The following is a 23,701-nucleotide window of genomic DNA, read 5'->3' as shown; positions in this document are numbered from 1 at the left end:
CCAATTCCCCGGACAACGCATGATCAGACTTGAAAGCATCAGCAAGCAGAACGGCCGTCAGCTTGTCTTCATCGAAGCGTCGGCGTCCCTGCAGAAGGGCGAGAAGGTCGGCCTCGTCGGGCCGAACGGCGCCGGCAAGACGACGCTGTTTCGCATGATCACCGGCCAGGAGCAGCCTGATGAAGGCCAGGTGCAGGTCGATCGCGGCGTCACCATCGGCTATTTCAGCCAGGATGTCGGCGACATGGAAGGCCACAGCGCCGTGGCCGAAGTGATGAACGGCGCCGGGCCGGTGTCCGAAGTCGCGGCCGAGATGGCAGCGCTCGAGGCGGCCATGGCCGATCCCGACCAGGCCGACCAGATGGACGAGATCATCGAAAAATATGGCGAGGCTCAGCACCGCTTCGAGGAACTCGACGGCTATGCGCTGGATGGCCGCGCCCGCGAAGTGCTGGACGGTCTCGGCTTTTCGCAGGAGATGATGGACGGCGATGTCGGAAAGCTGTCCGGCGGCTGGAAGATGCGCGTGGCGCTGGCCCGCATCCTGCTGATGCGGCCCGACGCCATGTTGCTCGATGAGCCAAGCAACCATCTCGACCTGGAAAGCCTGATCTGGCTGGAGTCCTTCCTGAAGAATTATGATGGCGCGCTGTTGATGACCTCGCACGACCGCGAGTTCATGAACCGCATCGTCAACAAGGTGGTCGAGATCGACGCCGGTTCGCTGACCGCTTATTCCGGAAACTACGAATTCTACCAGCAGCAGCGGGCGATCGCCGACAAGCAGCAGCAGGCACAGTTCGAGCGCCAGCAGGCGATGCTGGCCAAGGAGATCGCCTTCATCGAGCGCTTCAAGGCGCGCGCCTCGCATGCCGCACAGGTGCAGAGCCGGGTGAAGAAGCTGGACAAGATCGACCGCGTCGAGCCGCCGAAGCGCCGCCAGACCGTGTCCTTCGATTTCCTGCCGGCGCCGCGCTGCGGCGAGGATGTCGTGACGCTGAAGAACGTCCACAAGGGCTATGGCAGCCGCACCATCTATGAGGGGCTCGACTTCCAGGTCCGCCGCCGCGAGCGCTGGTGCATCATGGGCGTCAACGGCGCCGGCAAGTCGACGCTCTTGAAGCTGGTCGCCGGCGCTTCCGAGCCCGACACCGGCACGGTCGCGCGTGGGCCAAGTGTGAAAATGGGCTACTTCGCCCAGCACGCTATGGAAGTGCTGGAAGGCGAGCGCACCGTGTTCCAGACGCTGGAAGATGCGTTCCCGCAGGCCGGCCAGGCGCCGCTGCGGGCACTCGCCGGCTGCTTCGGCTTTTCCGGCGACGAGATCGAGAAGAAATGCCGTGTGCTGTCAGGCGGCGAGAAGGCGCGGCTGGTGATGGCGCTGATGCTGTTCGACCCGCCCAACCTTTTGGTGCTGGACGAGCCGACCAACCATCTCGACATCGCCACCAAGGAGATGCTGATCACGGCACTGTCGCAGTACGAGGGCACCATGCTGTTCGTGTCGCACGACCGGCATTTTCTGGCGGCGCTTTCCAACCGCGTGCTGGAGCTGACGCCCGAAGGCATCCACACCTATGGCGGCGGCTATACGGAATATGTCGAGCGCACCGGGCAGGAAGCGCCGGGGCTTAGGAGCTGAACTGACAAGAGGGCGGTGCCGGGTCGAAGCCGGCACCGCCCCTTGGATATCGTCCGTGTGGGAATGACCGCCTTACTCGAACGAGATGGCCATGCCACTGAGGTCGGCGTTGACCTGCAGACCGACCTGCTTGCCCGAGAGTTCGAGTTGGGCACCCTTGTCGTTGGTCATGAGGATCACCTGGGCGCCCTTGCCGATCGTGCCGCCGCCGCCGGCCGCTCCGTAGACCCCGGTCACGTCGCGGGCGCGTCTGATGTGACGCACGGTGCCGCGGAAATATGTCTTGGACACGCCGAAGGCCAGGCCTCCGGACACGGCGCCGATCGAGATCGGGTAGCTCTTGCCATGGAATGTGAAGGTGCCCTTGCCTCCGGAACCACCGACGAAGAAGGCCGCCTTGTAGACGGAGAAGCGGATCGTGCCGCTGTCGGCATGCGCGGCGCTGGCAAAGCCGATGCTCGCGGTGGCGATGGCGGCAACCGCGATGGAACGAAATCCGGATGAAATCTTCATGGTGAGAACTCCTCAATGTCGCCGCTTTGCCGGCCGGGATGTCAGCGTGGGGTCAAAGTTACAACTGAACAGTCTCGCCCGTGATTTGGTTCCAGGTCCCGCGATTTGGTTCCAGTATGGGTTCGAATCCGGCTGCGGGAAAGCCGGGGAGAGGGCGGCGGGTTGCGGAGGGGGGAAGGCGCCCGACCGCGGCTATCGCCTTGTGGGATGAAGAGGTCTATGCAGGCCCTTTACAAGGCTTAGGAGAGGCTTCGGATGAGAATCGCAATCTGCCTCGCATTGACTGCGGCAGTGGCCGGATGCGCGACCTCCCCGGTCGACTATGAGGCGTCGCTTTCGCAGACCGACCAGAAATGGGCTTCGCCGGCATGCCAGCAGGCCCGCATGGCGGCTTCGGATTACGAGGCTCGCGAGAAAGAGCATCCGGGGTGGGGTTTCGGCGTCCTGCTTGGTCCATACTCGATGGGGCTCGTCGCAGCCATCAAGGAGCATGAGCAGAAGCAACGAAAGCTGTTCGCCCGGGAAGTGCACCTGCAATGCTCAAGCCTGCCGCTGCCGAAGGAACTGCAGGGCGATTTGAACCCTGGGGTGCCGCCAACGAAGTATCCATAGCCCTGCGGCGCCTTCCAAGCAGAAGGCGCCGGGGCAGCGAAGCGGCGCGAGTGATGGAGAGCCACCGTTGGGCCTTAGTGATCTCCAGCATGCTCGCCGGCATCACCGGCCTGCTCCATATCGCCTGATCAGACGCCATCGCTGTCGCTCGCCGAACCGCTGGTGCTGCCCTCGGTTGCCCGCTGTGGTCGGCGGCACCTCGATCTTCGGCGGCCGCGGCGGTTACACCGGCACCATCATCGGCGCGCTGATCCTGATCGTGCTGACGACGCTCTTGACCATCCTGCAGATGCCGGAGGGGGCAAGGCGGATCTTGTTCGGGCTGATCGTGCTGTTCGTGACGTCGGCTTATTTGCGGATTGTGGAGGAGAGTAGCGGATCGCGCCGGGCGGCTGGCGACCCGATCGAGAGGTTGGTAAAATTGAGCGCAGCGGTCAAAGGCCGACCCTGCCCTGCGCGCCCAGCGGCTCGCCGCCGCTTGTCATCGAAGGGGAGCATCGAATTGAACGAAGACGCCGCCGCGAGATCGCCCGATCCGTCCAATCCCAGACAACTCGCCGAGATCGCCAGCTATCACGCCCATGTCTACTATGACGGGCAGGCCGAGCGGCGGCATGCCGAATGGCTGCGCCTGCGCATCGGCGAACGTTTCCGCGTGCGCCTGGGCGCTTGGCACGACAGACAGGTCGGTCCGCACGGACAGGCCATGTACCAGGTCTCCTTCGCCACCGGGATCTTTGCTTCGCTGGTGCCGTGGCTGATGCTGAACCACCGCGGCCTGAGTATCCTCATCCACCCCAACACCACCAACCCCAAACGCGACCATCTGGTCGACCCGATCTGGATCGGCCGCCCGCTGGCCGTGCATGGCGACAGCCTTGGCGAGGACGACGAGGCGGAAGAGGCGCTGGAAGTGAATACGGAGCCGACGCTGGGGGCGTAGGCGAATCGGCGCCGGTCACCTTCGCCGGTCGGTCAAACGCGCGCGGATACTTCTCGCCGAGAAGGCCCACATCATCGTGGGGCCACGCTGCAATTGAGTATGTTTCGGTGTAGGCTTCGAGGAGCACACCCGAACGACAAGTTTGCCTGCAAAGATCCTTCGTGCGAAAAGCGACTCGGGCATGACTCGGGCGAGCGTTGTAAGTAATGCAAAAACTGATGGAAATGAGTTCCACCGAGGCACGAAACCTCGTGCGCGGCATCATAGCCTCTCGCGACGAAGCTGTCTCAGCAGACGTTATAGATCGCTTATACTCGATTTGTACTGGAGGCGATTTAGAAATCGCGCTCGCCGTTATCACGGAATCCCAAGCTGACGGCCGAGTTATTGTCTCGCTGCCGTTTCCGACAAGACCTCCTCGTATAGGGCACCTGACTCCGCTAGACCATCTGAGTCAGTCCGCGCTTACTTCGCTACTGGTGCGGCGCATCACCCGACACTCCCGACAACTTCAGACATATCTGACCGCTGTGGCTGATTTGAATCGATCTGTGCAAGAACGAGATACCAAATCACTCCAAGAGGTAACAGCGATTTTTACTAACGAAATCGGCTACTCATTTCACGTTAATAGAAAATACCTTTGCCTTTCGAGACGGTTTGAAAATGACAATTCAGTTATTTCTGCAATACGCCCTTACATCGACTCTGTAAGAGATAATCGCGATGCCGTTCACAGAGCCGTGGGTGAGTCCTACGCCTTGGACCGGGACTATATTGATTCTCGAAGAATGTTTCTTCGACTAGCGAACGACAAGAGGCTGTCATTAATTTCAAGACGACTGCTCCACTACCATTTATCTCCGTTGGGAGGAGGCGACGAGAGCTGAGTTCAGCATCTAAGGGCACTTTCCTCCTATTCTTTGCCCGATACACTGATGTTTATTCTTGAGAGTCGTACTCTTGGTAGTACGCTTGTTTTGACAAATGATGCCGCGCAAAAAATAAATCTTCCAGCGGAGTTGAGCGAAGCCTATCTCGCAGCAAGAACGACAGGCGTATTTGACGCTCTGAACCTTGCGGCAACTGGTGACCTTCTCGACGGGCAAGGTGCATTCTGTATGGCAAGTGCATGGCTTTCAGACGAGCGGCTGGCGTCGTTCTACGGACCAATCGAAAGATATGCTGGCCCTCGATTTGACGGCGTCTTTGGAGTCGAGCGGCCGTTTCTTGAAAGCGCTGACCATGACTCATTGGTTCGCTCGGTAATGGCGCAACAGGGTATTCAGCCACCGAAGGCGGCTGATGCGGCGATAATTCCTGACGACGAGTTCCAGCGAACACTGCGGCTCGTTCATCTCGTTGAGCATGGATATTCATTGGGTAGCTGCAATGGCCTTGAACTCGTGACCCTTATGAACGTCACGCAGAACGTTCCACAGCTATTGAGCGAGGCGGAGCTTGATGCGGCACTGCCGTCAAAGCCGGAGGACAACCTGTATGAGTTAATCAGAGCGAGTCTAAAGTTTGAGTCGGCGCCAAAAATAAGCACGGAATTCAATATGCGAAGCGCAACCGAGCGAATAGTGATCGCAAATTTTGGTGGCAGCATATTGTCATTACTTAAATTTATTTACAAAACGGCGCCTCAGGTCGCAAAATTCTACATGGCAATGTGGAACGAATCCTTCCTTATCCAATGCTATAAGTTATACAAGTCAGCCTATGAAGTTAACGTGGCCTCCACGTCGATACTGGATTGGTATGGCCATCAAACGGACGATAAGGTATTGCTGGAGAGAGCGAGGTCTCTTGCTCTAGAAAATAAGTTAGTTTTGATTCGACATGATATAGATTCTCAGAGATTGTACGTCGATTCGGTTCGCTTCAAGCAATGGATGTTTGAAAAGCTGGCGGGGCCGCTTAGGCAGGCCGACCTTACCACCGTAGATCAGAGTATTCCTGCCCAAGAGGTCAAGATCGACGACCAGATAGAGATCCTTATCGACCCATCTCTTCAGGTAGCTAGCATAATTGATGCGGCTTACAATGAGTTTTGTTGCAACAAAGCCTATGGTGTTGATTCATACATAGGGCGCCGAATAAGGCATGGGACATTTCACGGAACTCTAATAAAAAGCGCATCTGACTTGGTCGAAGAACTACTAAATCAATGCGGCACTGATCGCGTGAACTATGAGCATGGTTTGCGATTTTGGTTGGCGCGATTCGGCGACGAGGTGAAACTGTTTCCTCGAGAACGACTCCAGGTGAAATCTGACAAAAAACCCAGAGGGTTACTTGTGCCTCACGTACGAGGCGCAGAGTATAATATGCTTGAATTCTCCGTGCGGCAGGTCTGCGAGTCGTTATTGAGCAATAATTCGATACCTGAGGCAATTGATATAATTTTTCAGTCGTGTTGGTTACTGTTGCAGCCTAACCTCACCGAGATTCAGCGAGAGTTAGAGAGATGGCGCGGTGAAAAGCTTCTGCTAAAGAAGGAGGATCTCCGGCGAATGCCAGAGCCCGGCGCTGACGATGACCAAGCAAGAGCAATTGTGCGAAGGGTGAATGAGAAAGTCGCGGAGACACTCCAGCAAATTAGTGCATGGTTTGCTGCTCCAAAGGAAACGACGCCCTCTGCTACGTTACAGGAGCTATTTCAGGTAGTACGAATGGAGGTAGCCGAGCAGGTCGCAGGTTTTGCTCCTGAGGTGTCTGAACCCGAAGAGTCGGGTACCCGAATTGTTGGCCACCGATATCAATACGTATACGACGGTTTGTACATTCTGGTGCATAATGCTGCTCGACATGGTCAGATTGGTGGGGCCCTTGAACTGAGCGTCAGCGAAAAGGTCGACGGCCCTGTCACGACGATCTATGTAACTGTGGTGTCGCAGTTTGAAGCCGGGCGTGAAAGCTATTCACGCGAAAGAATTGAGCACGAGATGACAGCCCCTATGGACGACGCGCTTGTGACAGAAGGATCAACAGGGATTCGCAAGTTGAGGGCGCTAACATCAGCGAAAACCGATATCTCAGATGTTTCGGTGTCGTTCTCTCCAAACGGCGTCGCCTTCACATTCAGACTGACCCTGACAACGCTTTGAAGCCAATGAACGTTCTGCTGGTTGAGGACGACCCGTTCAAGGAAGAAGCCATTAGCGTTGCACTCAACGAAATCATTGTAGTTGATCATATCGCGTGCGCACGAGCTGTTCAAACGGCTGTCGAGAGCGTCTGCGCCGCCTCGTATGATTTGATAATCCTGGATATCGCTTTGCCCAGTCATGATCGTGCGCTGGGCGTGGGGAATCCAAAGTCCATGCCATCTGGCGGAGTTGAAGTGCTATTGGAGTTGAACCGACTGAGGCGTAGCGACGCCGTTTTGATTGTTACGCAATACCCAGAGGTGGAAATCTGGGGCGAGTTGGTTAGATTACCTGAGGTGATTAGCCGCTTGTCTGAGGAAGTCAGTGTAAATCTGATTGGAATCATTCACTTCGATCAGTCGAGCACGAACTGGCGACTTAATTTTGCTCGATTTATCGGGGAGCTTTGATGACTAAGATACTTTTACTTGAAGATGAAGATGAAAAGGCAGAGGCAATAATAGGTGTAATAAATAAATACATCGATATCGATGACGTTGAGATAGACCGCGTTGTAAGTTTTTCGAAGTTCACAGCGATATTATCTATTTCAAGGTTTGATCTTGTTATACTTGATCTTATGGTGCCTATGAGGGACGGCGATGTTCCATTTGACATCACGGATCACGTCATCGAACTCATACGGGCGAGTAACCTAAATGCGAAGGCAGCCTATGTCGCGATAACGCAACACGACGATCTGGTGGTAGCTCGTAGTAGGGAGCTTGCCGGGCTCGGAATAGCGACTGTTGAGTACTCTGACGGGGCGCACTGGATTCCAGCACTAGAAGTGAGCTTGCAACGTGCATTTCGATTTCAAGAGCATGACTTTGTAATCATTTGCGGATTGCCTCTTGAACGTCAAGTGCTGCAAAGCACGAAAGCGGAGATTGGAAAGCTCTTCTTTCGAAACGGACTGAATTGTCTCGAAATAGACATCGAGAAGCACACTGGAGTCGCAGTGGTGCTCCCTCGGATGGGCTTGGTTGAAGCCAGTATTGCGACGGATAAGGCTATTGAAACTTTCCGCCCCAAGCTCGTTTTGATCGTCGGAATATGTGCAGCGTTCGAGGGACGCGCAAAGCTTGGCGACATTCTCATTGGCAGCCCAGTATGGGAGCACCAAGCCGGCAAGTGGTTCGGGAACGAATTCACGTTGGAGATGTATCAAGAGCCAATTCCAGATCGCCTAGATACTATAATCAAGCAAGAGATCGAGCGGAGCAATCACTTTAAGGATATTAAGGAGGACCTGAAATCGCTCAACGACCCTGAGTTTTTTGAAAGCAAGGCTATGGTGGCACCGATGGTTAGTGGCTCTGCTGTAATCGCATCAAAGGACATGGCAGCAATGATCGCAGAGGCGCACAAGCGGGTGCTCGGCCTAGATATGGAAATGTTTGGTGTTTATCGCGCGGCAAAGCGTTCTGTGGATCACGTCGATTTCTTCGGAGTCAAAGTAGCAGTGGATTACGCGAATGAGCACAAAGAGGACAGATATCAGCGCCACGGAGCCATTGTCGCCAGCCGTGTAGCGGTCCAACTTATTCCGCTAATCTTGGCTCAAGACGGGCAGACGCTCAAATAGCCATCCGTTAGTACAAAGCGCGAAGTGCCATTCCAGACGCCAGTTGCGGACACCTGCCCCGGGTCGATAGCGCAACCTCACTACCCCCCCGCCAGCCGCGGCAACAGGAAAATCTCCGCCCCCTCCGGCAACTCCTTCGACCAGGTATCGCGATAGATCGTCCCGTCGATCGCAACCGCGATCCCACGATCGATCCAGGGCTCAATCCCGGGATACTGTTCAGCCAGCTTCCTGAACAGCTCCCTTATGTCCTTGGCCTCGATCTCGACCTTGCTGTTGCCTCCGGCGGTCGCGGCGAGCGAGCCCCAGAGCGTTACTTCGACCATTCCCGTTCCGCCTCGATCGCCGCCAGGATGCGCGGCGGCGACATCGGGATGTGCGTCATGCGCACGCCCGCGGCGTTCGACACCGCGTTGGCGATCGCCGCCAGCGGCGGCACGATCGACGTCTCGCCGACACCGCGCACTCCGTAGGGATGGTTGGGGTTGGGGATCTCGAGGATCTGCGTGTCGATCATCGGCAGGTCCGAACAGACCGGGATGCGGTAGTCGAGGAAGCCGGCGTTCTGCAGCCGCCCATCCTTGCCGTAGATATACTCCTCGTTGAGCGCCCAGCCGATGCCTTGCGCCGCACCGCCCTGGTACTGTCCCTCGACATAGGTCGGGTGCACCGCCTTGCCGGCGTCCTGCACGACCGTGTAGCGGATGACCCTGGCGGCGCCGGTCTCGGGATCGACCTCGATGTCGCAGATATGGGTGGCGAAGGAGACGCCGGCGCCATCGGCGACGAGTTCGCTGTGGCCGGCGATCGGTCCGCCGGTCTTGCCCGACTCGACCGCGATCTCCTTGAGCGACAGCTTGCCGAGATTGCCGTGCTTCTCGCCCTTGGCAATCGCGTGGCCCTTTTCCCAGACCACGTCGTCGACGGCAATGTCCCACATCTGCGCGGCGCGCTCGCGCAGGATCTTGATGGCGTTGCGGGCGGCCGAGATCGTCGCCATGGACGACGAGAAGGTGCCGCGGCTGCCGTCCGTCATGTCGTTGTAGCCGAGGCTGGAGGTGTCGGCGACGATCGCCTTGACCTGGGAATAGTCGATGCCGAGTTCCTCCGCCGCCACCAGCGACAGCGACGCGCGCGAACCACCGACATCGACCGTGCCGACGGCCAGCGAGACCGAACCGTCCATGCCGATGTTGAGGTCGGTGCAGGTCTGGCCGCCGAAGTTGAACCAGAAACCGCAAGCCATGCCACGGCCCTGGTTCTTGCCCAGCGGCGCCTTCATGTGCGGGTGGCTCTTCACCGCCTCCAGCGTCGGGCCAATGCCGATCGGGCCGTAGACCGGGCCGTAGGAGGATCTTGTGCCTTCCTGAGCCGCGTTCCTGATGCGGAAGTCGACCGGGTCCATGCCGATCTTCTTGGCCAGCTCGTCGACCGCGCTTTCCACCGCAAACGCCGCCATCGGCGCCGAGGGCGCGCGGTAGGCAGCGGTCTTCGGCCGGTTGACCAGCACTTCGTAGCCGACCGTCTTCACGTTATCGAGCTTGTAGCAGGCGAACGCCGTCATGGCGCCGATCTCGGCCCAGGAGCCGGCATACGGGCCGCAGCTGTAGCGCAGCGTCGCTTCGGCGGCGGTGATCGTACCGTCCTTGCGGGCGCCGATCTTCACGTCGATCGAGGTGGCGCTGGTCGGGCCCGAGGCGCGGAACACTTCGTCGCGGGTCATCACCAGCTTCACCGGCCGTCCGGCCTTGCGCGACAGCGCCAGCGCCACCGGCTCGGCCCAGACATGGGTCTTGCCGCCAAAACCGCCGCCGATCTCCGAAGAGGTGACGCGCAGTTTCGAGGCTTCCATGCCAAGCAGCTGGGCGCAATGCTGGCGGTAGACGAAATGGCCCTGCGTGCAGACCCAGAGGTCGGCGGTGCCGTCGGAGCTGAAATTGGCCACGCAGGCATGCGGCTCGATATAGCCCTGGTGCGTCTGCTCGGTCTTGAAGGAGCGCTCGACGATGAAGTCGGCGTGGCCGAAACCCTGATGGACATCGCCATGGCCAAACTGGCTGCGCTTGGTGACGTTGGAGGGTTTTACCGGCTTTTCCTCAAGACCCTCGGTGAAGATGGCATCATTGATCAAGGGTGCCGTGTGCTTCGCCGCCTCGTCGACATCGGTGACGTGCGGCAGCAGTTCGTACTCGATCTCGATGAGCTTCAGCGCCTGCCTGGCCGTGCGGGCGTCGATCGCAGCGACCGCGGCCACCGCGTGGCCGTCATAGAGCGCTTTCGTGCGCGCCATGCAATTGTCGAGGACGTCGTACATGGCGGCATCGCCATCGGTGAGGTCCGGCAGGTCGGCCGCGGTGACCACCGCCTTGACGCCGGCGAGCTTCTCCGCCTTCGAAATGTCGATCTTGACGATCCTGGCGTGGGCGTGCGGGCTTCTCAGAACGCGCCCGACCAATTGGCCGGCCATGTTGAAGTCCGCACCGTAGCGCGCGCGGCCCGTCACCTTGTCGATGCCGTCGGGACGGATCGGACGTGTGCCGACAGAAGTGAATTTACGTCCGGAAAAACGTGGATCGAAATTCATCTCAGGCTCCCTTCATCACGATGGCCGCGTCCTGGACGGCGCGCACGATCTTGTCGTAGCCGGTGCAGCGGCACAGGTTCCCGGCAAGGCCGAAGCGTATTTCCTCCTCGGTCGGGTCGGGGTTCTTGGCCAAAAGGTCCTTGGCCGCGATCAGGAAGCCCGGCGTGCAGATGCCGCATTGCAGCGCCGCATGCTCGAGGAACTTCTGCTGCAGCGGGTGCAGCGTGTCGCCATGCGCCATGCCCTCGATAGTCTCGACGCGGCGGCCTTCAGCCTCGGCGCCGAGCACCAGACATGAGCACACCAGCCGGTCGTCGAGGATGATGCTGCAAGCGCCGCAGTCGCCGGTGCCGCAGCCTTCCTTGGCGCCTGTCAGCCCCAGCCGATCGCGCAGGACGTCGAGCAGCGTCTCGTCGGGCTGGCAAAGATACTCGACAGCGTCGCCGTTGATTGTCGTTGAAACTGCTACACCAGCCATCATTTGCCTCCTGCGCGTGCATAGGCGGTCGTGGCGGCCCGCTTGGCCAGCACGCCCGCAACTTTTCTTCTGAATTCGATGGTGCCGCGCTTGTCGTCGATGGGACGGCATGCCCCCGCGCAAACCTTGGCGAGCCGCTCCAGCGTCGCCTCGTCCAGCTTGGAGCCGATGAGCACCTCCGCCGCCTCTTCGACCAGAAGCACCGTCGCCGCCACGGCGCCCAGCGCAACGCGTGCCGATTTGACCACACCGTGCTCATCGAGCGTCAGGTTCACCCCGGCGCTGACCACCGCGATGTCCATCTCGGTGCGCGGAATGAAACGCAGATAGGCATCGCCAGACCGCGGCGCGCGCTTGTCGAGCAGGATCGCCTCGATGATCTCGCCTTTGGCCAGCGACGTCTTGCCCGGCGCGGTCGGCACGCTCTGCACGGGGACAGTGCGCCTGCCCCCCGGCCCGACGACCACTGCCTTGGCGCCGGCGGCAACCAGCGCCGGCACGCTGTCGGCTGCCGGCGATGCGTTGCAGAGATTGCCCACGATGGTGCAGCGTCCCTGCACCTGCTTGGAGCCGATCAGCTTGGCCGCCTCGACGACACCGGGCCATGCCTTTTTGAGGGCGGTGTTCTCCCCCAGGACGGCGCAGGGAACCGCGGCGCCGATGCTGAAGCCTTCAGCCGTTTCCCGGATCTCGCTCAAGCCATCGATCGCCTTGATGTCGACGATCAGCTCCGGTTCGGCAAAGCCGCCCTTCATTCTGACCAGGAGGTCGCTGCCTCCCGCGAGGATGGCGGCCGTACCAGCCGACCCGGCCAACTGGCCAACGGCATCTTCTATTGAAAGCGGACGTATGTAGCGCATCGTCTCCCCTTGGTCATCGCGATTTCAGCGACCGTTATAAACAGTCTCCTCATAATGGCTATCCGGTTCCTCATCTGCGGCGATTAGGCCAGGCGCCGCAATATCCAGTCCAACAGACGGAAAGTGGGCGCACTGAATGGCAGCAACCGGCTTTGGGACGAGTTTCGTGAAACTTCGGTTATGGATCAAGTGCGCTCATTCGCTTTTGTCCGCCTTTGGGCCGGAGCTGCCTTTAAGCCGGGCAGGGCCGCTGCTTGGCCGCCCCGGTTGAAGCCCCCTGTGTCCGGCAGCCGCCCGAAACGCCTGCGGCGGCTGGCCAAGTGTACGCAGGAATGCGCGCCGCATGCGGCCGGGATCGCCAAAACCGGCGGTTTCGGCGATGCGCTCAAGCGGGAGATGGCTGGTCTCGATCACCCTGCGAGCCGTCTCCAGGCGCATGCGCTCTACGGCCTTTGCCGGCGTGACGCCGGTCTCGGCCGTGAAGGCGCGGGCGAAGTTGCGGGGACTCATGGCCGCGTGATCGGCCAGGCATTCGACGGTCAGCGGTTCGGCCAGGTTTACCCGCACCCATTCGATCAGCGCGGCGAAGCGGCCGGTTCGCCCGCCCAGCTCGACGAAGGCCGAGAATTGCGACTGGCCGCCCGGCCGGCGCTGGTGCACGACGATCTGCTGCGCGGTGCGGCGCGCCACCTCAGCGCCAAGGTCGTCTTCGACGAGGGCAAGCGCCAGGTCTATTCCGGCCGAGATGCCGGCCGACGTCCAGATGTCGCCATCCCTGATGAAAATACGCTCGGCATCGAGCCTGACCTTCGGATAGCGGCGGTGGAAGTCGTCGCTGCTGGCCCAGTGGGTGGTTGCGCGGCGACCGTCGAGCAATCCAGCCTTTGCCAGCAGATACGCGCCGGTGCAGACGCTGCTGATGCGCCGCGCCGGGGCGCGCCTCAACCAGGCGACGATCTCGTCCATCGCCTCCATGGAGCGGATGATTTCGCCGCCCGATACGATAACGGTGTCGAAAGGGCCATCGCGCAAAGGCCTGGTGAGGAGCTTCAGACCCGAAGAGCTTTCAACGTCGCCGCCGCCGGGCGCCAGCAGCGTCAGCTCGTAGCTGTGCGGGCGGTATCGCTCCGCAATCTCGAAGACGGTTGTCGGCCCGGCCGCATCGAGAAGCTGGAAACCAGGATGAACGACGACGGCAACGTGCCTCGGCATGGCAGTATTCGCCCGATTTATGTCATTTCGGACGAACCCTAACGCCGGTAGCCTCGTCGTCAAGCCATAGGAGACCGGACCCCATGAGCCGGGACTTGCCTTGTGGAGCAGTGCCGGTGCCACCGGCCTTGTCGTGCCGGAGCATGGATTGCCACGCCAACTGGCCCACAGGGAGCTTGCTAGCGCCAGGCGGCAGCAGGCAGCCGGCAAAAGCACTGGGCGAAACGCTGCGCGCCATCGCTGCCGCCACGGAGCACGCACGGCCGACTTCGTCGTCATGCAACTCGAATATCCCAGGCCATGCGCATCGCCGTGACGATGCCGTGCTGAAACGACGACGGGTGTGTGGCCGTCCTGCGAACACCGATTTTTCACAGCAAGGGAGTGACTGATGAAAGCTTTGATCGCCGGGGCCGGAATTGGCGGCCTCACCACCGCTCTGTTCCTGCATGAGGCAGGCTTCGAGGTTGAACTGTTCGAGCGGGCCGACGACATCCGCGAACTTGGCGTCGGCATCAACATGCTGCCGCACGCGGTCAAGGCGCTGGCCGGGCTTGGGCTGATGCCGGCGCTCGACGCGGAGGGGGTGAGGACACGCGAGCTTGTCTACACCAACCGCTTCGGCCAAATCGTATGGCAGGAATTGCGTGGCATCGATGCCGGCTACGAGGTTCCGCAAATCAGCATCCATCGCGGCAGGCTGCTGGGGCTGATTCACCGGGCCGTGTTGAACAGGCTTGGCGGCGACGTCATCAGCACGGCAAGCCTTGTCGATGCCTTCGAGCAGAGCGAGGGCGAGGTCGTGGCGCATTTCCGCCGGCATGACGGCTCGCGAGGCGAGGCGCATGGCGACCTGCTCATAGGCGCCGACGGGATCCATTCCGCCGTCAGGGCCGTGCTCTATCCCGAAGAAGGGCCGCCGATCTGGAACGGCACGATGCTATGGCGCGGCGCCACGCCATGGCCGGTCTGGCGCGACGGGCGCACCATGGCGGTTGCCGGCGGCAATTTCGCCAAGTTCGTCTATTATCCGATCGAGCCGGATCGCGAAGAGCCGGAGACCAGGCTGACCAACTGGGCGGTGATGGCCAATACCAGTGATCGCGGCACATCACCGCTGCGTCCCGGCGACTGGAGCCGCCCGGGTGTGATCGATGATGTGCTGCCCTTCGTGCGCGACCGGTTTCAGCTGGATTTTGTCGACCCTGCCTCGATTATCCAGGCAACGGATGGCTTCTACGAATATCCGAACTGCGACCGCGACCCGCTGCCGCGATGGTCGTTCGGGCGGGTGACGCTGCTCGGCGATGCGGCGCATCCCATGTATCCGGTGGGGTCGAACGGAGCCAGCCAGGCAATACTCGACGCCTCCTGCCTCGCGATGCATCTGGCCGCAGGACCAACCGTCGAAGCCGCGCTCGCGCGATATGATGGGGAGCGGCGGCCGGCCACATCGGCCATCGTACTGGCCAATCGGCAAGGCGGCCCGGAAGCAGTCATAGACATGGTCGAATCCCGGGCGCCGCATGGCTTTGATGACATCGACGCCGTCGCTTCGCGCGAAGAACGCAAGAGCGTGGTGCGCGGCTATGCGTCCCTGGCCGGGTTTGCAAAACCGAATTGACCGGGAGCGGCGCGTTTTTGCGCCCTAGAGATCCGCCTCGGCAAAGATGCGCGAGGCCCAGTCGAGGAAGACGCGAAGGCGCGGCGAGAGCTGTCTGTTCTGCGGGTAAAGCGCCGACAGCGGTGTCGGCGAGGGCGGGTAATCGGCCAGCACCTCGATGAGCGTCCCGTCGGCAAGATCCTTCTCGAAGCGATAGCGCGGCGCCTGGATCAGGCCTAGGCCAAGCCGCGCCAGGTCCGCGGCGGTATCGGAATTGTTGGCGGCGACGCGGCTTGGCAGCCGCACCTCACGGATATTGCCGGCGACGGTGAATTCGAACGGAAGGGTCTCTCCGGTGCGCGACGAGACAAAGCCCACCGCCTGGTGACCGTCGAGCGCATCGGGGGAGGCGGGCGTGCCGTGGCGCTCGAGATAGGCAGGGCTGGCGCAAGTGATCTCGCGGATCATCGCGAGCCGGCGCATGATCATGCCGCTGTCGGGTAGCTCGCCGACGCGGATCACACAGTCGATGCCTTCACGCACGAGATCGACCAGCCGGTCGCTTTGGCCGATCTGCAGGTCGATCCTGACATAGCGGGCCAAAAACTCCGGCAGGCGCGGCAGCAGGAAGGTGCGGGTGAGCAGCGTGCTGGCGTCGATGCGCAGCAGGCCGAACGGTTCGGCATTGCGGAAGGCGGCTTCGGCATCCTCGATTTCGGCCAGGATCGACAGGCAGCGCCGATAGTAGGCTTCGCCATCCTGCGTGGCGTTCACCTGCCGCGTCGTTCGTTCCAGCAGGCGCGCGCCGAGATGCTCTTCCAGCCGCCGGATGGCTTCCGTCGCGGTTGAGCGCGGCAGGCCGAGATCGGCTGCGGCAGCGGTGAAGCTGCGCCGCTCCAGAACGCGAACGAAGAGCCGCATCGTGTCCAGTCGATCCATGGTTTTTGTTCGCAGTTTCCGAATAGTGATGTCAATAGGCGGCTGATTATCCGGAAAGCGGGCCGGCCTATATCCGTGTCACCAACACACGGAGAGACTTCCATGACATCCAAGCAGACAGATACGGGCAACCAAACCAGAACGGCGATCGTGACCGGTGCCTCGAAGGGGATTGGTGCGGCGATCGCACGCCGGCTCGCCCGCGACGGGGTCGCTGTCGTCGTCAACTATGCACGGGGACGTGCGGAGGCCGAAGAGCTTGTGCGCAGCATCGAGGCCGACGGCGGCAAGGCGATCGCCGTGCAGGCAGATATCGCCGATCCAAACGGCATCGCCGCACTGTTTGACGCCGGCGAGAAAGCGTTCGGCGGCATCGACATCCTCGTCAACAATGCCGGCATCATGAAGATTTCGCCGATCGCGCAGACCGACGATGCTGCGTTCGACACGCAGATCGCGATCAATCTCGGCGGCGTGTTCCGCGGCATGCGGGAAGGCGCGCGCCGGCTTCGCGACGGCGGCCGCATCGTCAATTTTTCCAGCAGCGTCGTCGGTCTCTACCAGCCGGGCTACGGCGTCTACGCCGCCACCAAGGCGGGTGTCGAGGCGATCACCCACATCCTGGCCAAGGAGCTTGGCGCGCGCCGTGTCACCGTCAACGCGGTGGCGCCCGGACCGATCGAGACCGCGCTGTTCACGGAAGGCAAGAGCGAGGCGCAGATCGAGGCCATCGGCAAGATGATCCCGCTCGGCCGGCTCGGCCAGCCCGATGACATTGCCGGGCTGGTCTCGTTCCTGGCCGGACCGGACAGTGGCTGGGTCAACGGACAAATCATCCGCGCCAATGGCGGCGTGGTCTGAGGAGACGATGACAGATCGGCCTTGCCGAACGGCTCCCTCCCAAAGCCTGAAACCCAACCCCAAAGAGAAGGAAAACGATCATGCCATTCGCCAACATCAAGATGCCGCAGGCCGCTCTCTCCAAGGCGCAGAAGGAAGACCTCATCCACCGAACGACCGCTATGTTCGTCGACTTCTTCGGCGAGGGGGTGCGCCCCTACACGATGGTCCTGGTGGAGGAGGTCGCCGATGGCGGCTATGGCCGCGCCGACGAAGTGTTCATGGTGCCGGACGCCTATCGCGCGAAGGAGTAGTGCCGGGCCGACCTCCTCTTTGACTTCGTGAGGCGAGGAGCTCCAGTCCAGCAAAGTTGCGCCATAACCCCCACCCGGACCTCCGGTCCGACCTCCCCACAAGGGGAGGTTGGGAGCCCAGCTTTTCCGCATTTCTAAAAAAAGGCGCTGTCGGCAGGCGGGCAGGGCGCCTTCCTCACCCTCCCCTTGTGGGGAGGGTCGATGCGAAGCAGCGGGGTGGGGGTCTGCGCGGCGCTGCTTGGGTTGCAAGCGCAGCCCTTCTACCTCAATCGCCCTTCGTCGCACCAATCCAGTCGGCCGCCACTTCGGCAAACAGCCAGTCGCGGAACGCCCTGATCTTCTTCTGGCGCAGCGCGCCGTCGCGGTAGACGACGTAGTAGCGCGAGGCGGATTTCAGCGCGAGGTCGAAGGGCCTCACCAGCCGCCCCGCGGCGAGGTCGGCCGAGACCAGCGCGCTTCGGCCCAGCAACACGCCTTCGCCATGCACCGCGGCCTCCACGGCGAAGGTGGCGGAATCGAAGCGCACGCCGCGCTTCGGATCGACATCTACCACGCCGGCATGTTGCAGCCATGTCGCCCAGTCGATGCGAAAGGCGTCATGGATCAGCTTGTGATGCCTGAGATCCCCGGGCAGGCGCAGCGGATTTTCGCCTTGCAGCAGTTCGGGGCTGCAGACGGGGAAAACCTCCTCATCGGCGAGAAATTCCGCGGTCACGCCGGCATAACCGCCCTTGCCATAACGGATGGCGATGTCGATGCCGTCACTGACGAAATCGGAAAGCACGCCAGACGTGGACAGCCGCACGTCGATGTCGGCGTTGGCGCGGTGGAAGCGATGCAGCCTCGGCACCAGCCAGCGGCCGGCAAAACCGTCCGATGTGCTGACATTCAGGATGCCTGTCGTGCGGTCGGGCGTGGCGGCGATGGTGGCGGCGGCGATCTGGTCTAGCGCCGTCCTGACTTCAGATGCATAGGCCGCGCCCACCGACGTCAGGCGCACGGACCGCGTTCCCCGATCGAAAAGCTGGATGCCCAGCCTGTCCTCGATGTTGCGGATGGCGCGGCTGACCGCGCCATGGGTGACGTTGAGTTCACCCGCCGCCTTCGAAAAACTCAGATGCCTGGCGGCGGCCTCGAAGGCGGGCAGGGCGGTGAGGGGCGGCAGTCTGCGCGGCATGATCCATCTGTGAGCGTTGCTCACAAATCCTGCACAAAGAGTCGTTTGTCGTCCAGCCCGGAAATGTCCAATCTATAAGCGTAGCGGCGCATCCAGATCGGGTTTCCCATCTCGCCGCTGGACTGAACGACCAGAAATAAGTGTGAGCAATCATCATGCTCGTCCCTCTGCGGACGGCGTCGGCACGCTTGCGCTTGGGGCAAACACAGGAGACGGACAATGAACCCGACCTTCGAATCCATCAGTGCCGCGTTGAGCGGTCTTGCACTTAGAACCTCGGCAGCCGTCGAGCGCCGGCGTGCGTTGCGCCGGGTTTCACGCTTCTCGGACCATCGTTTGCATGACATCGGCCTGGAGCGCGACTGGGACGGTGCCATCCTGCGCGACGGGAGGGCGATATGACCAGCACCCTGATCATCGGCGCGACGGGGCTGCTCGGCAGCGAGATGGCGAAAGCCAGCGTCCGCAATGGCGATCGCCTGCACGTTCTGGTTCGTCCGGCAACGGCCGGCAATGAAGAGCGGCTGCGTTCGCTGAAGGAGCTCGGCGCCAAAATCCATGTCGGCGATCTCGACGACTATGACAGCCTTGTTCGCGCCGCCAGTGCGGTGGACCGCGTCATCTCCTCGGTGCATGTGCATTCGGCCAGCGAGATGACGCTGGTGCGGGCGCTCAGGGATGTCGGCGTTTCCCGCTACGTGCCTTCCGCCGGCTTCGGCCTCGACTTCGCCGTCGCCGCACCGGGCTCGATTCCGCCGCTCGACCTCAAGCGAGCGGTGTTCGACGCGATCAAGGAGGCCGATCTGCCCTATACGGTGATCTACACCAATGGTTTCTTCTCGACATGGGTGACGACGCTGGGCGATCTGATGCGCTTCGGCTCGTCGCCTTTGCCTCCCGAAGAGGTGACGCTTTATGGCAACGGCAATGTGCCGGCGACGTTCGTCAGCGAAAAGGACATCGCCGCGGTCACCATGCGTGCGCTGAACGACCCCAATGCTGTCCGCAGCGAAATCCGGATCGCCCAGAACAAGATCACCCAGAACGAAATGATCGATCTGTGGCGCCGGGCGAGCGGCCGCTCGCCGCGCATCGTGCCCCAGAGTGCGGCGGAGTTGGAGGCGAAGATCGCATCAGCCCCGTGGCTCGGACTGCTGCGGGCGTTCTGGATTCGCGGCGAGACCGCGCTCGAGACGGCCACGCCGGAAGCCGGAGCGCTCTATCCGGAGCTGACGTTCGAGACCATCGAGAGCGCCTTTGTGGCGATGGCGGGCACCGCTGGGCGGTAGGATCAGGGGAGCGCGTCGCTGAAGCTGACGTCGTCGGCATGGCCGTTGAAGGAGATCGAACATCCGGCTCGCAGCGCGAGTGGCCTGAGAAGGGCTGGCCTCACCCGTGCGGGTCTGTATCATGGCCACGTGAATTCCTGGGAGGAGGCTTGTGCATGCGGCTGAATCGGAATCTCTGTCAGTGGAGGGTTTGGGTCTTCATCGCCGCAACGGCGCTTTGGCCGCACGCGGCGCTGGCCGATACCCTCACGCCCGAGCGCATCACTGCTGCCCTGTCGAAGCTCGAGGCGCTTGCCGAAGCTGCCGTAGCGGACGGTGCCGTACCCGGTCTCGCCATCGGCGTCGTGCGCGATGACGAGGTGATCTTCCTCAAGGGTTTTGGGCATCGCGAGGCCGGCAAGCCTGAGACCGTCGATGCCGACACGGTGTTTCAGATCGCCTCCCTTTCCAAGCCGGTTTCCACCACCGTCGTAGCGGCGTTGGTCAGCGACAGGATCGTGTCCTGGGATTCGAAGATCGCCGATCTCGATCCGGCCTTCCGGCTGGCCGATCCTTATCCGGCAAGCCAGCTCACCATCCGTGACCTGTTTTCGCATCGCAGCGGCCTTCCGGGCACCGCCGGAGACGACCTCGAGGACATTGGCTACGACCGCGTCGAGATCCTGCATCGCCTGCGGTTCGTGCCACTATCGTCGAGCTTTCGCGCCGAGTATTCCTACAGCAATTTCGGATTGACAGAGGGTGCCGTGGCAGCCGCGACACCGACGGGAAAGCCCTGGGAGGAGGTCGCCGAGGAGAAGCTCTACCGTCCGCTTGGCATGGCCTCGACCAGTTCCCGTCATTCAGACTTCGTCAAGCAAACCAACCGCGCCGCGCTTCACGTCAAGGTCGATGGCGCCTGGGCCGCGAGGATAGAGCGCGATCCGGATGCGCAGGCGCCCGCCGGCGGCGTCAGCTCTACGGCACGTGACCTCTCGCAATGGGTGCGCCTCATTCTCGGCAACGGCGTTTATGCCGGCAAGACACTGATTGCCGCCGATGCGCTAAGCCAGACGCATGTTCCGCTGATAGCGCGCGGCAACAATCCCGTCTCCGGCGGCGCATCGTTCTACGGCCTCGGCTGGAACGTCGAATTCGGCCGACACGGCCTGAGCTGGGGCCACGCCGGCGCCTTCAGCGTCGGCGCGCGTACCCTGGTGACAGTCTTCCCAAAGGAGAAGCTGGGCATAGTCATCGTCGCCAACGCCTTTCCGACTGGCCTGCCGGAGGGATTGTCCGACAGCTTCGCCGATCTCGTCTTCGATGGTAGGGTCGAGAAGGACTGGGTCACGGCGTGGAATGATATCTATGCGGGCCTGTTCGGTCCGGCGGTCGCGGCGGCCAAGGCCACCTATGCCGCGCCGCCGTCTCCGTCACGGCGAGCCGGGCCGGGCAGTGTCTATGCCGGCCGGTACGCCAACGACTTCATCGGCGACGCGATTGTGTCGAAAGCGGGAGACGACCTTGTGCTCAAGGTAGGCCCGGCCGCTGGCCGGTCCTATTCATTGAGGCATTTCGACGGTGACCTTTTCCTGACCTTCCCCGACGCGGAGACGCCGGACAGCCCCTCGGGTGTAAGTTTTGTCGTCGGCCCCGATGGCAAGGCGTCGGCCATGACCGTAGGTTTCCTCGACGACAATCATCTCGGCACGCTGCAACGTGTGGGTGACTGACTTCCAAATCGAACGGTGCCGCCGGGAGTTCATGATGCCGGGCCGTATCGGAGCAGCTTGAAGCAATCGCCGCTGCCCGACTTCGCCTGCGTCAGCAAGGGTTTCGCCCGGTCGATCCATTCCTGGTGCGACCTCGCATCGGCTTCGATCGCTTCGACCGGTGCAAGACCGACAAAGCTGCGTCCGTGGTTGAGAAGCCAGCACGCACGGCCGAGAAATCGCCTGCTGCGCTGGCGCAGGAGGTCGGCGTCATAGAAGATGTCGAGCACCTCGTGCTTGATCTTGCGCTCGGTTTCAGGATTGGCGATCGCAACCTCGACCGGTTCGCCGCCGATCGCATCCTGCAGGTCCTTGTAATCGAGGGTGAGTTGGGTGATGGCATATTTGATCTCGCTCTCGTCGCGCACGATGTCGAACCATAGCGCCGGATCGAGCTCGCTGACGACGAACGACGACTCGAAATCGCGCGACAGGTTGAGGATGTCGAAGTCCCGGATGTCGACGTCGCGCTCAACCAGCAGGATTTCGCGGATCTGCTTGCCAAGCTCCGCTCCCTGCGCGCCGATGGCGGCGTTGGTTCCACCAAGTTCGGGACTAACGTAGGCCCCGCCGTCGTCCAGCAGCCCGTCGAATTCGCCAAGTGACTCGACGAGGGGAGCGCCGCGAGCGATGCGCGCCGCCAGCTTGGCCAGAACCTGCTGGAGATCCGTTTCGCGTCTGCGCTGGTCTTGGTAATTCTGCTGGAAAAAGAAGATGAACAGCGACACGCCGATGCCGATCAGGATCACGCCCAACTGCGAGAAGATGTTACGGTAATATTCCAGCAGCTTTTCGCGATGACGCACGTCGTCGCGCACGCTGTGGGCGACGCGCAGATTGACGATCAGCGACAGGATGAGCAGCCCAGTACCGACGAGGATGAGGCCGCCGATGAGCAGGTAACCATGGCCAGTGCTGAAATCCATTCGTTTTCCCTGAAGCCCGGACTGCGCAGAATAGTGCCATTTTGGCTAAATACCTACGGATTTGCGGGCGGTGGATTTGATGGCGGCGACCACCCCAGAAGGTTGACCCGCCTGGCCATCCGGCCGATAGCTCCGCCAGAAACTGCCCCCGAGAAACTCCGATGACTTCAGACACCAAACTCCACGCCGCACCCACCGCCGGCCCCGACGCCGCCTGGCAGGCTGAAGTCCGCGCCGGCGTGCGCCACGTCCGCGATCTAGCGTCCCTGCCGCTGTCCCCAGCCGAGCGCGCAGCCGCCCAGGCCGCGGCGGCGAACCACAAGGTTCGCATCCCAAAGGCCTATCTCGACCTGATCGACTGGACCGACCCCGCCGACCCGATCCGGGCGCAGGTCATTCCGTCGCCGGACGAATTGATGGAACAGGAAGGCGAACTCGACGATCCGATCGCCGACCATGACTTCAGCCCGGTGCCGCGATTGACGCATCGCCATGCCGACCGGGTGCTGTTGTTCCCGACCTATCAATGCGCGGTCTATTGCCGGTTCTGCTTTCGCAAGGAGTCGCTGACCGCGATCGGCCGCGGGTATACGCGCGAGGCGCTGGAGCCGGCGCTTGCCTATATCGCGGACCATCCCGAGATCCGCGAGGTGATCCTGACCGGCGGCGATCCGCTGTCGCTGCCCGACAAGGCGCTGGCCGAAATCTTCGCGCGCATCGAAGCCATTGCGCATGTGCGGCTGCTGCGCATCCACACGCGCGTGCCGGTGGTGCTGCCGTCGCGCATCACGCCGGGACTGGTTGCCGCCCTGCAGGGCCGGCTGATGGTCACCGTCGTCACCCATTTCAATCATGCGCGCGAGATCACCGACGCAACCGAGGTGGCCTGCCGCACACTGCGCCAGGCCGGTTTCGTGCTGCTCAACCAGAGCGTTCTGCTCAAGGGTGTCAATGACAGCGTCGAGGCGCTGGAGGAGCTCTGCCGCGAGCTGATGTACCGCCTCGGCGTCAAACCCTATTACCTGCACCATGGCGACCTCGCGCGCGGCATGGCGCACCGCCGCACCACGATTGCGCAGGGACAGGCGCTGACTGAAGCGCTGCGGGCGCGGCTGTCGGGCATCTGCAACCCCGTCTATGTGCTCGACCTGCCGCAAGGCGGCGGCAAGGTGCCGATCGGGCCTTGCCATGTCGAGGGACGGGACGGCGAGAACTGGCGGCTGCGCGGGCTGGATGGCGAGGTGAAGGGATATACGGAGATTGTTGGCGAGTAGC

The 23,701-nt window shown here is 61.7% G+C and carries 22 protein-coding genes and 1 pseudogene; 14 read left to right on the top strand and 9 right to left on the bottom strand.

From position 1 onward, the window contains the following. Positions 1–19 precede the first annotated feature (19 nt). Complete coding sequence (locus EOA16_RS04240) at positions 20–1,642, top strand: ABC-F family ATP-binding cassette domain-containing protein (RefSeq protein WP_127255771.1); 1,623 nt, start codon at positions 20–22, stop codon at positions 1,640–1,642. A 72-nt stretch (positions 1,643–1,714) separates the two neighbouring features. Here the strand turns inward: EOA16_RS04240 and EOA16_RS04235 are convergent, their stop codons facing one another. Continuing rightward, on the bottom strand, positions 1,715–2,155 hold the full coding sequence (locus tag EOA16_RS04235) for a hypothetical protein (protein ID WP_127255770.1): 441 nt from the start codon (positions 2,153–2,155) through the stop codon (positions 1,715–1,717). Between the two features lie 255 nt (positions 2,156–2,410). Between EOA16_RS04235 and EOA16_RS04230 the strand changes: the two genes are divergently transcribed. The 6 genes and pseudogenes from EOA16_RS04230 to EOA16_RS04205 all read left to right on the top strand — a co-directional run bounded on the left by EOA16_RS04230 (position 2,411) and on the right by EOA16_RS04205 (position 8,453). After that, positions 2,411–2,767 carry a hypothetical protein gene (locus EOA16_RS04230; RefSeq protein WP_127255768.1) on the top strand — a complete coding sequence of 119 codons (357 nt, stop codon included), beginning with the start codon at positions 2,411–2,413 and terminating at the stop codon, positions 2,765–2,767. An 83-nt stretch (positions 2,768–2,850) separates the two neighbouring features. Then, positions 2,851–3,137 (top strand): annotated as a pseudogene (locus EOA16_RS04225) (ABC transporter permease); the annotation flags it as partial. A 132-nt stretch (positions 3,138–3,269) separates the two neighbouring features. After that, a complete protein-coding gene (locus tag EOA16_RS04220) occupies positions 3,270–3,710 on the top strand; it encodes a DOPA 4,5-dioxygenase family protein (RefSeq protein ID WP_127256217.1) in 441 nt (146 codons plus the stop codon). 938 nt (positions 3,711–4,648) lie between these two features. Beyond that, positions 4,649–6,823, top strand: coding sequence for a hypothetical protein (locus tag EOA16_RS04215; RefSeq protein WP_127255766.1), 2,175 nt, complete (start codon positions 4,649–4,651; stop codon positions 6,821–6,823). A gap of 5 nt (positions 6,824–6,828) precedes the next feature. Continuing rightward, positions 6,829–7,275: a response regulator transcription factor gene (locus tag EOA16_RS04210; RefSeq protein ID WP_127255764.1), complete on the top strand. Its 447-nt coding sequence runs from the start codon at positions 6,829–6,831 to the stop codon at positions 7,273–7,275. Further along, positions 7,275–8,453, top strand: a complete 1,179-nt coding sequence (locus EOA16_RS04205; RefSeq protein ID WP_127255762.1) for a hypothetical protein — start codon at positions 7,275–7,277, stop codon at positions 8,451–8,453. Before EOA16_RS04210 ends, EOA16_RS04205 begins: the two co-directional genes overlap by 1 nt. An 80-nt stretch (positions 8,454–8,533) precedes the next feature. Here the strand turns inward: EOA16_RS04205 and EOA16_RS04200 are convergent, their stop codons facing one another. The 5 genes from EOA16_RS04200 to EOA16_RS04180 form a co-directional block, all read right to left on the bottom strand. After that, positions 8,534–8,779 (bottom strand): MoaD/ThiS family protein, encoded by a 246-nt coding sequence (locus EOA16_RS04200; protein ID WP_127255760.1) that lies wholly within the window; start codon positions 8,777–8,779, stop codon positions 8,534–8,536. Beyond that, on the bottom strand, positions 8,767–11,037 hold the full coding sequence (locus EOA16_RS04195; protein WP_127255758.1) for a xanthine dehydrogenase family protein molybdopterin-binding subunit: 2,271 nt from the start codon (positions 11,035–11,037) through the stop codon (positions 8,767–8,769). The genes EOA16_RS04200 and EOA16_RS04195 overlap by 13 nt, the downstream gene beginning before the upstream one ends. A 1-nt stretch (position 11,038) precedes the next feature. Further along, positions 11,039–11,515, bottom strand: a complete 477-nt coding sequence (locus EOA16_RS04190) for a (2Fe-2S)-binding protein (RefSeq protein WP_023813348.1) — start codon at positions 11,513–11,515, stop codon at positions 11,039–11,041. Further along, positions 11,515–12,375: a xanthine dehydrogenase family protein subunit M gene (locus EOA16_RS04185; RefSeq protein WP_127255756.1), complete on the bottom strand. Its 861-nt coding sequence runs from the start codon at positions 12,373–12,375 to the stop codon at positions 11,515–11,517. The genes EOA16_RS04190 and EOA16_RS04185 overlap by 1 nt, the downstream gene beginning before the upstream one ends. Positions 12,376–12,570: 195 nt before the next feature. Further along, positions 12,571–13,587, bottom strand: a complete 1,017-nt coding sequence (locus tag EOA16_RS04180; protein WP_164754106.1) for a GlxA family transcriptional regulator — start codon at positions 13,585–13,587, stop codon at positions 12,571–12,573. A gap of 391 nt (positions 13,588–13,978) precedes the next feature. Between EOA16_RS04180 and EOA16_RS04175 the strand changes: the two genes are divergently transcribed. After that, positions 13,979–15,211: a flavin-dependent oxidoreductase gene (locus tag EOA16_RS04175; RefSeq protein ID WP_127255754.1), complete on the top strand. Its 1,233-nt coding sequence runs from the start codon at positions 13,979–13,981 to the stop codon at positions 15,209–15,211. Between the two features lie 24 nt (positions 15,212–15,235). Here EOA16_RS04175 and EOA16_RS04170 read toward each other — a convergent pair whose 3' ends face one another. Continuing rightward, positions 15,236–16,129, bottom strand: coding sequence for a LysR family transcriptional regulator (locus EOA16_RS04170; protein ID WP_127255752.1), 894 nt, complete (start codon positions 16,127–16,129; stop codon positions 15,236–15,238). Positions 16,130–16,231: 102 nt separating this feature from the next. Between EOA16_RS04170 and EOA16_RS04165 the strand changes: the two genes are divergently transcribed. Together EOA16_RS04165 and EOA16_RS04160 are read left to right on the top strand one after the other, a co-directional pair. Further along, entirely contained in the window at positions 16,232–16,990 is a 759-nt protein-coding gene (locus tag EOA16_RS04165) for an SDR family oxidoreductase (RefSeq protein ID WP_127255750.1), read from the top strand. Between the two features lie 80 nt (positions 16,991–17,070). Beyond that, positions 17,071–17,283, top strand: coding sequence for a 4-oxalocrotonate tautomerase family protein (locus EOA16_RS04160; RefSeq protein ID WP_127255748.1), 213 nt, complete (start codon positions 17,071–17,073; stop codon positions 17,281–17,283). A gap of 265 nt (positions 17,284–17,548) precedes the next feature. Here the strand turns inward: EOA16_RS04160 and EOA16_RS04155 are convergent, their stop codons facing one another. Next, positions 17,549–18,460 (bottom strand): transcriptional regulator GcvA, encoded by a 912-nt coding sequence (locus EOA16_RS04155; protein ID WP_127255746.1) that lies wholly within the window; start codon positions 18,458–18,460, stop codon positions 17,549–17,551. A gap of 219 nt (positions 18,461–18,679) precedes the next feature. Here EOA16_RS04155 and EOA16_RS04150 point away from each other — a divergent pair, with 219 nt between their 5' ends. The 3 genes from EOA16_RS04150 (at position 18,680) to EOA16_RS04140 (ending at position 21,461) form a co-directional block, all read left to right on the top strand. Then, on the top strand, positions 18,680–18,862 hold the full coding sequence (locus tag EOA16_RS04150) for a DUF1127 domain-containing protein (RefSeq protein WP_127255744.1): 183 nt from the start codon (positions 18,680–18,682) through the stop codon (positions 18,860–18,862). Beyond that, complete coding sequence (locus EOA16_RS04145; RefSeq protein ID WP_127255742.1) at positions 18,859–19,749, top strand: NmrA family NAD(P)-binding protein; 891 nt, start codon at positions 18,859–18,861, stop codon at positions 19,747–19,749. Before EOA16_RS04150 ends, EOA16_RS04145 begins: the two co-directional genes overlap by 4 nt. Before the next feature lie 155 nt (positions 19,750–19,904). After that, positions 19,905–21,461: a serine hydrolase gene (locus tag EOA16_RS04140; protein WP_127255740.1), complete on the top strand. Its 1,557-nt coding sequence runs from the start codon at positions 19,905–19,907 to the stop codon at positions 21,459–21,461. A gap of 29 nt (positions 21,462–21,490) precedes the next feature. On the opposite strand, the gene EOA16_RS04135 is transcribed toward EOA16_RS04140, so the two are convergent. Then, positions 21,491–22,426: a hypothetical protein gene (locus EOA16_RS04135; RefSeq protein WP_127255738.1), complete on the bottom strand. Its 936-nt coding sequence runs from the start codon at positions 22,424–22,426 to the stop codon at positions 21,491–21,493. Positions 22,427–22,587: 161 nt separating this feature from the next. Between EOA16_RS04135 and EOA16_RS04130 the strand changes: the two genes are divergently transcribed. Next, positions 22,588–23,700, top strand: a complete 1,113-nt coding sequence (locus tag EOA16_RS04130) for a KamA family radical SAM protein (protein ID WP_127255736.1) — start codon at positions 22,588–22,590, stop codon at positions 23,698–23,700. The last annotated feature ends 1 nt before the right edge of the window (position 23,701 follow it).

This window comes from Mesorhizobium sp. M7A.F.Ca.US.008.03.1.1 (genome assembly GCF_003997495.1).
In the GTDB taxonomy this organism is placed as follows: domain Bacteria; phylum Pseudomonadota; class Alphaproteobacteria; order Rhizobiales; family Rhizobiaceae; genus Mesorhizobium.
The sequence above is the reverse complement of the archived record's forward strand: the minus strand, read 5'-3'. Positions and strand labels throughout refer to the sequence as shown.

Coding starts and splice junctions, on each gene's coding strand:
- EOA16_RS04165 (WP_127255750.1), top strand. CDS start 16,232: ATGACATCCAAGCAGACAGATACGGGCAACCAAACCAGAACGGCGATC.
- EOA16_RS04230 (WP_127255768.1), top strand. CDS start 2,411: ATGAGAATCGCAATCTGCCTCGCATTGACTGCGGCAGTGGCCGGATGC.
- EOA16_RS04190 (WP_023813348.1), bottom strand. CDS start 11,515: ATGGCTGGTGTAGCAGTTTCAACGACAATCAACGGCGACGCTGTCGAG.
- EOA16_RS04215 (WP_127255766.1), top strand. CDS start 4,649: ATGTTTATTCTTGAGAGTCGTACTCTTGGTAGTACGCTTGTTTTGACA.
- EOA16_RS04160 (WP_127255748.1), top strand. CDS start 17,071: ATGCCATTCGCCAACATCAAGATGCCGCAGGCCGCTCTCTCCAAGGCG.
- EOA16_RS04170 (WP_127255752.1), bottom strand. CDS start 16,129: ATGGATCGACTGGACACGATGCGGCTCTTCGTTCGCGTTCTGGAGCGG.
- EOA16_RS04150 (WP_127255744.1), top strand. CDS start 18,680: ATGAACCCGACCTTCGAATCCATCAGTGCCGCGTTGAGCGGTCTTGCA.
- EOA16_RS04210 (WP_127255764.1), top strand. CDS start 6,829: ATGAACGTTCTGCTGGTTGAGGACGACCCGTTCAAGGAAGAAGCCATT.
- EOA16_RS04135 (WP_127255738.1), bottom strand. CDS start 22,426: ATGGATTTCAGCACTGGCCATGGTTACCTGCTCATCGGCGGCCTCATC.
- EOA16_RS04140 (WP_127255740.1), top strand. CDS start 19,905: ATGCGGCTGAATCGGAATCTCTGTCAGTGGAGGGTTTGGGTCTTCATC.
- EOA16_RS04240 (WP_127255771.1), top strand. CDS start 20: ATGATCAGACTTGAAAGCATCAGCAAGCAGAACGGCCGTCAGCTTGTC.
- EOA16_RS04200 (WP_127255760.1), bottom strand. CDS start 8,779: ATGGTCGAAGTAACGCTCTGGGGCTCGCTCGCCGCGACCGCCGGAGGC.
- EOA16_RS04145 (WP_127255742.1), top strand. CDS start 18,859: ATGACCAGCACCCTGATCATCGGCGCGACGGGGCTGCTCGGCAGCGAG.
- EOA16_RS04130 (WP_127255736.1), top strand. CDS start 22,588: ATGACTTCAGACACCAAACTCCACGCCGCACCCACCGCCGGCCCCGAC.
- EOA16_RS04185 (WP_127255756.1), bottom strand. CDS start 12,375: ATGCGCTACATACGTCCGCTTTCAATAGAAGATGCCGTTGGCCAGTTG.
- EOA16_RS04175 (WP_127255754.1), top strand. CDS start 13,979: ATGAAAGCTTTGATCGCCGGGGCCGGAATTGGCGGCCTCACCACCGCT.
- EOA16_RS04205 (WP_127255762.1), top strand. CDS start 7,275: ATGACTAAGATACTTTTACTTGAAGATGAAGATGAAAAGGCAGAGGCA.
- EOA16_RS04195 (WP_127255758.1), bottom strand. CDS start 11,037: ATGAATTTCGATCCACGTTTTTCCGGACGTAAATTCACTTCTGTCGGC.
- EOA16_RS04155 (WP_127255746.1), bottom strand. CDS start 18,460: ATGCCGCGCAGACTGCCGCCCCTCACCGCCCTGCCCGCCTTCGAGGCC.
- EOA16_RS04235 (WP_127255770.1), bottom strand. CDS start 2,155: ATGAAGATTTCATCCGGATTTCGTTCCATCGCGGTTGCCGCCATCGCC.
- EOA16_RS04180 (WP_164754106.1), bottom strand. CDS start 13,587: ATGCCGAGGCACGTTGCCGTCGTCGTTCATCCTGGTTTCCAGCTTCTC.